This window comes from Methylorubrum podarium (genome assembly GCF_040270385.1).
GTDB classification, from domain to species: domain Bacteria; phylum Pseudomonadota; class Alphaproteobacteria; order Rhizobiales; family Beijerinckiaceae; genus Methylobacterium; species Methylobacterium podarium.
Map to the genome: position 1 here is coordinate 1 of NZ_JBELQE010000074.1, position 4306 is coordinate 4306.

At 70.2% G+C, this 4306-nt stretch carries 5 protein-coding genes; all 5 read right to left on the reverse strand.

All coding sequences use genetic code 11. The features are described 5' to 3' along the window. Positions 1-144 precede the first annotated feature (144 nt). The 5 genes from ABS772_RS12975 to ABS772_RS12995 all read right to left on the reverse strand — a co-directional run bounded on the left by ABS772_RS12975 (position 145) and on the right by ABS772_RS12995 (position 4090). A complete protein-coding gene (locus tag ABS772_RS12975) occupies positions 145-675 on the reverse strand; it encodes an SRPBCC family protein (protein ID WP_238255593.1) in 531 nt (176 codons plus the stop codon). A gap of 65 nt (positions 676-740) precedes the next feature. Continuing rightward, positions 741-1274, reverse strand: coding sequence for an SRPBCC family protein (locus ABS772_RS12980; RefSeq protein ID WP_350395069.1), 534 nt, complete (start codon positions 1272-1274; stop codon positions 741-743). Between the two features lie 39 nt (positions 1275-1313). Next, entirely contained in the window at positions 1314-1910 is a 597-nt protein-coding gene (locus ABS772_RS12985) for a DUF447 domain-containing protein (RefSeq protein ID WP_350395070.1), read from the reverse strand. 57 nt (positions 1911-1967) lie between these two features. Beyond that, positions 1968-3542 carry a DUF6513 domain-containing protein gene (locus tag ABS772_RS12990; RefSeq protein ID WP_350395072.1) on the reverse strand — a complete coding sequence of 525 codons (1575 nt, stop codon included), beginning with the start codon at positions 3540-3542 and terminating at the stop codon, positions 1968-1970. Beyond that, positions 3539-4090: an amino acid kinase family protein gene (locus tag ABS772_RS12995; protein WP_350395074.1), complete on the reverse strand. Its 552-nt coding sequence runs from the start codon at positions 4088-4090 to the stop codon at positions 3539-3541. Before ABS772_RS12995 ends, ABS772_RS12990 begins: the two co-directional genes overlap by 4 nt. Positions 4091-4306 lie beyond the last annotated feature (216 nt).

The following is a 4306-nucleotide window of genomic DNA, read 5'->3' on the forward strand; positions in this document are numbered from 1 at the left end:
GGAGAGGGGGCGACGCTTCCGGAGAGGTCGCTCCCCTCACCCGACCCGCTTCGCGGGCCACCCTCTCCCGCAGAGGGGAGAGGGAAGAGCCGGCGCGTCGTCTGGAGCATGCTGGACACGCCGGCTCTCCGCAGCATCAGAGCCCTACGAGCCCTTCTCGGCCTTGGCCTTCACGTTCTCCAGGCCGGATTTGTAGAGGCCGGACACGGCCTTCTTGGACGCCTCGTCGTTCAGCTCGGGCGGCGGATCGTTGTTCATGTAGCCGCGGTAGAACGCGCCGCGCCAGGTCAGCTTCGACTTGGCTCCGTCGCCCTCGACTTCGATCGTCGAGGAATAGTCGTTCACCGGCAGGACCTTCACGTCGACCTTGTTGATCCGGTACATGAGGGTCTTCTTCTCGGCGTCGTACTTGGCGAGTTCCTCCTCGACCGTGGCGCCGCCCTTCAGGGTCAGCGTGCGGGTCGCCTTGACCTCGTTGCCGCCCTTGCCCTCGGTCTTCTCGACCACCGGAATCCAGCTTCCGTCCTGGAAGTTGCCGACGATCGCCCAGACCTTGTCGGCGGGGGCGTTGATCTCGATCGACTCCGAGACCTTCTGCCGGGTCGGGCCGTGCGCCTGCGCGGCAAAGGTCACCGTGGCGAGCGCCGCCACGGCCGCGAGCGTCCTGAACTTCATGTGTTTTCTCCTCCCATCGAAGCCGCCGAGCATGGCCGCTTCACCCTTCGTTCGAGCGACTTGTGTCAGGAGCCGCTCTTCTCAAGCCTGGCCTTGAGCTTCTCAAGGCTGGCATGAACCCAGGCCCGCACGGCTTTCTCCGAATTCTCGTCGTTGAGTTCGGGCGGCGGGTCGCTGTTCGGATGGCCGCGGTAGAACGCGGCCCGCCACTCGACCCGCGCGTGCTCGCCCTCGGGCCGCACCGAGATCGTGGCCGAGTAGTCCTTGGCCGGCAGGTCGGCGACGTCGTTCTCGAGGAGGTAGTAGGCGAAGCTCCGGTGCTCGGCATCGAGCTTGCGGCTCTCCTCGACGATGGCGTGGCCGTTCTTCAGCGTCAGGCGGAAGACCGGCTTGTCCGCGCTTCCCTGCCGCTCGGCCCGCGCCACGTTCTCGATCCAGCCGGCATCCGCCGGGTTGCCGACCACGGCCCAGACCTTGTCGGGCGAGGCGTCGATGGTGACGCTCTCGACGATCTTGCGCCGGGTCGGCGCGTGCTGCGCCTCTGCCCCGAGGGTGGTGACGGCGAGCGCCGCGGCGGCGAGCAGTGCGATCCGCTTCAAACCGGGAATCTCCTCAGACATTTTTTTGCCGTTGCCGCCTCACAGGGGGCGGCTCGTCCCGTCGAGGACGCGGCCGGTGCGCCCCAGGGCGTTCGCGACCTTGTCCTCGATCCAGTCCCAGGCCTCACGCTCGGCGGGGCCGGCGGTCTTGGCGATCGCTATGGCATGATAGGCCATCTCCGTCAGGACCTTTTCCGGCTCCAGCATGTGGAGCCGCGTGGACAGGATCGCCGCCTCGATCACCGCCGCCTGCGCCCGGTTGTAGCCGATGAACGGCACGTGGCTGACCGCGTGCACCATCCGCCCCCGGTAGCGCGGACGCTGCGGGTCCTCCTCGATCGCCGCCACCTCGAACTCGGCATGACCGAAGCATTCGGCGAGGCGCTTGCCGGGAATGTGATCGCAATCGACCACCGGCCAGTCGCGCCGCCCCGTCACGACGCCGGCGATCACCCGCACGTCGCTCGGCGCCGAGGCCGTGAAGAAGGGGCGCTCGGCGAGGTTCTCGATGGTCGGCGAGGGCCGGAACGGGGCGAGCACGTAATCCTCGCCCTCGCGGATCAGGCCGAACGGCACGAGATGCATCGCGCCCGCCGCCGACAGGGTGGTGACGACGGTCTCCAGGATCAGCGGCATCGAGCATCGGTCCGAACGGTGGTCACCGGCCTTCGGAAGAAGCCGATGCGCAGGTGATTAATTCCGGTCCTCGTCCGGCACCAGACGGCCGCAGACGATGCGGCCGCCCTTCGGCTCGGCGAGCCTGTCGGGCTCGGCCTCCGGGCCGCGCCCCGTCTCGGTCTCGGGGGGACTCGCGCCCTGCTCCGGATCGGCCTCGGCCGCGCGCGCGGCGGCGGGCGCCGCGGGGCCGCTATGCTTGGTATGGGCGGCTTTCGTCGGCCCGGCCGCCTTGAAGGCGGTGGTGTCCTCCTGCGCCCGGTCGGCGGCGCAGCCCCAGTCGAGGGGCTCGTCCTGCACGTAGCGCTTGCCCAGCCGAAACGCAGTCTCGGCCTTGGTCAGCTCTCCGCCGAGGTAGAAGGCGTGCGCGCCGTCGCTCTCCACGCTCAGATCGGGGAAGAAGGCCATCGCGTCGGTGCCGGTCTTATAAACGCTACGGTTGTAGAGGTGGATGCCGTCCTCGGCAACCGCGATGCGGTAATTGGGATCGCGCACCTCCGCGGCGAGCGCCGCGATCTCATCGGAGGTCTGCACGAAGGGCCGCTTGTCGTGCAGCGCCAGAAGGTCGCGGCCGTAGCCCTTGGGCAGGGCGGCGTCCTCTTTGGCCGCGTACATCACCCGGCGGGCGGCGTCGTGCTCCTCCACCGTGCGGCGGGTGTGGTTCGAGACCTGCACGATCAGCACGTTGCGGATGGCGAGTTCCGAGCACATGCCGACGAGGAGCGCCGTGACGCCGAGGCTGTCGGCCTCGGTGAGTTCGGTGAGGTTGCCGGTGCCCATCATCATCTCGATGTGCGGCCAGCGCGCCCGGATCTCGCGGTAGCGGACGATCGAATCGACGAATCCGAAATGGATCGGCTCGAGGATCGGGTCGGCCATGTAGGGCCGGCCGGCTCGCTCCATCCGCTCGATCGCCCGATCCAGGGAGGGCAGGTCGTCGGGCCGCATCGGCACGAGGATCGGCACCGCGTCGGTCTCGAAGGCGAGGTCCAGCGTCTCCTCGTTGAGGCTCAGAAGATAGTCGGCGCCGGCCCGCGCGCCGCGGGTCAGCTCGTCCAGCGAGAAGGAATCGACGCTGACCCTCAGCCCCGCGCCCTTCAGCGCCCGCACGCTGTCCTCCAGATGCGGGAACGGCGTGTCGGGCAGGCCGCCGAGATCGATCACGTCGGCGCCGCGGCGGGCGAGGTCGAGGCCCTTGGCCAGGATCTGGTCCGGCGTCATCTTCGAGGCGTCGACGATCTCGGAGAAGATGCGCAGATCGTGGCGCGAAAGATCGACCTTGCGCCCGGTCAGCCCAAGATAAGCCGGCAAATCGACGATCTCGTCCGGCCCGCGCTCCACCGGCAGACCGAAATGCCGGGCCAGCGCCTCCGGGTTGGCGCGGCAGCGGCCGGGCAGGACGATCCGGGTCGCGCCCTCGGGCATCTGCACCCGGCGCTTGATGATCTCTTCCGTCATCAGCGCGGCGACCTTCACCCCGGCATCGGCGATGCTCCAGGTGAAGCGCTCGGCCGGCAGGGTCGCCGCGACCTTCTCGAGCCGGGCATGGGCCAGCTTGCCGGTGATGAAGACGAGGTGCTCGGGCGCGCTCATGCGGCGTGCCTCTCGGGGGACGCGTCGGGACCGTGGATCTCGATCGCGCCGGGATAGGCGGCGGCGAAGCCCGGGAAGGCGGCATCGACGAGGCCGGCGCGCGCGAGTGCCGCCGGGTCGGCGTGAGCCGGGACGGCGGCGGACTTCACGAGGATGCAGCGCTCGGCGCCGATCGTGCGCGCCAGCCAGAGGGCGAGGCTGTCGGAGGTGACCGCCCAGCTCTCGGCGATGTCGGGATGGCCGGCCTTCAGCGCCACCGGGTCCCAGATCACGGAAACGCCCCGAGCCAGAGCGCCGGCGACGGCACCCGGGCTCGCGGCAATTGCGAGCCGCGGTTCGAGCGCGGAAAACACCTCGGCCATGCGGCCCATGGCGTCGAGGGCGAGGCAATGGGCGAGCCTGTCGTCGAAGCCGAGGGCGGCTTGCGCCGTCCGCACCGCGTCGGCGAAGGGGCCGCCGCCGGGCACGATCGCGACGGGAGGGTTGGCCGCGCAGCCGGCGAGGATGGCGCGGAGCCGCTCACCATTCGAGACGAGGCTGCCGCCGATCTTAACGACGAGGGCACCCCCAACCCTCTCCCCTCTGCGGGAGAGGGTGGCCCCCGAAGGGGGTCGGGTGAGGGGAGCGCCGTTTCCGGAAAGACCTGAGCCGGGGGCGCCCCCCCCACCCCCCCCGGCCCCCCCACCCCCCCCGGGGGGCGGGGGGGGGGGGGGGGGGGGAGAAGGCGGGGCTAAGGCCGGGGGGGTGCCGCCGGGGGTTGTTGG

Coding starts and splice junctions, on each gene's coding strand:
- ABS772_RS12990 (WP_350395072.1), bottom strand. CDS start 3,542: ATGAGCGCGCCCGAGCACCTCGTCTTCATCACCGGCAAGCTGGCCCAT.
- ABS772_RS12975 (WP_238255593.1), bottom strand. CDS start 675: ATGAAGTTCAGGACGCTCGCGGCCGTGGCGGCGCTCGCCACGGTGACC.
- ABS772_RS12985 (WP_350395070.1), bottom strand. CDS start 1,910: ATGCCGCTGATCCTGGAGACCGTCGTCACCACCCTGTCGGCGGCGGGC.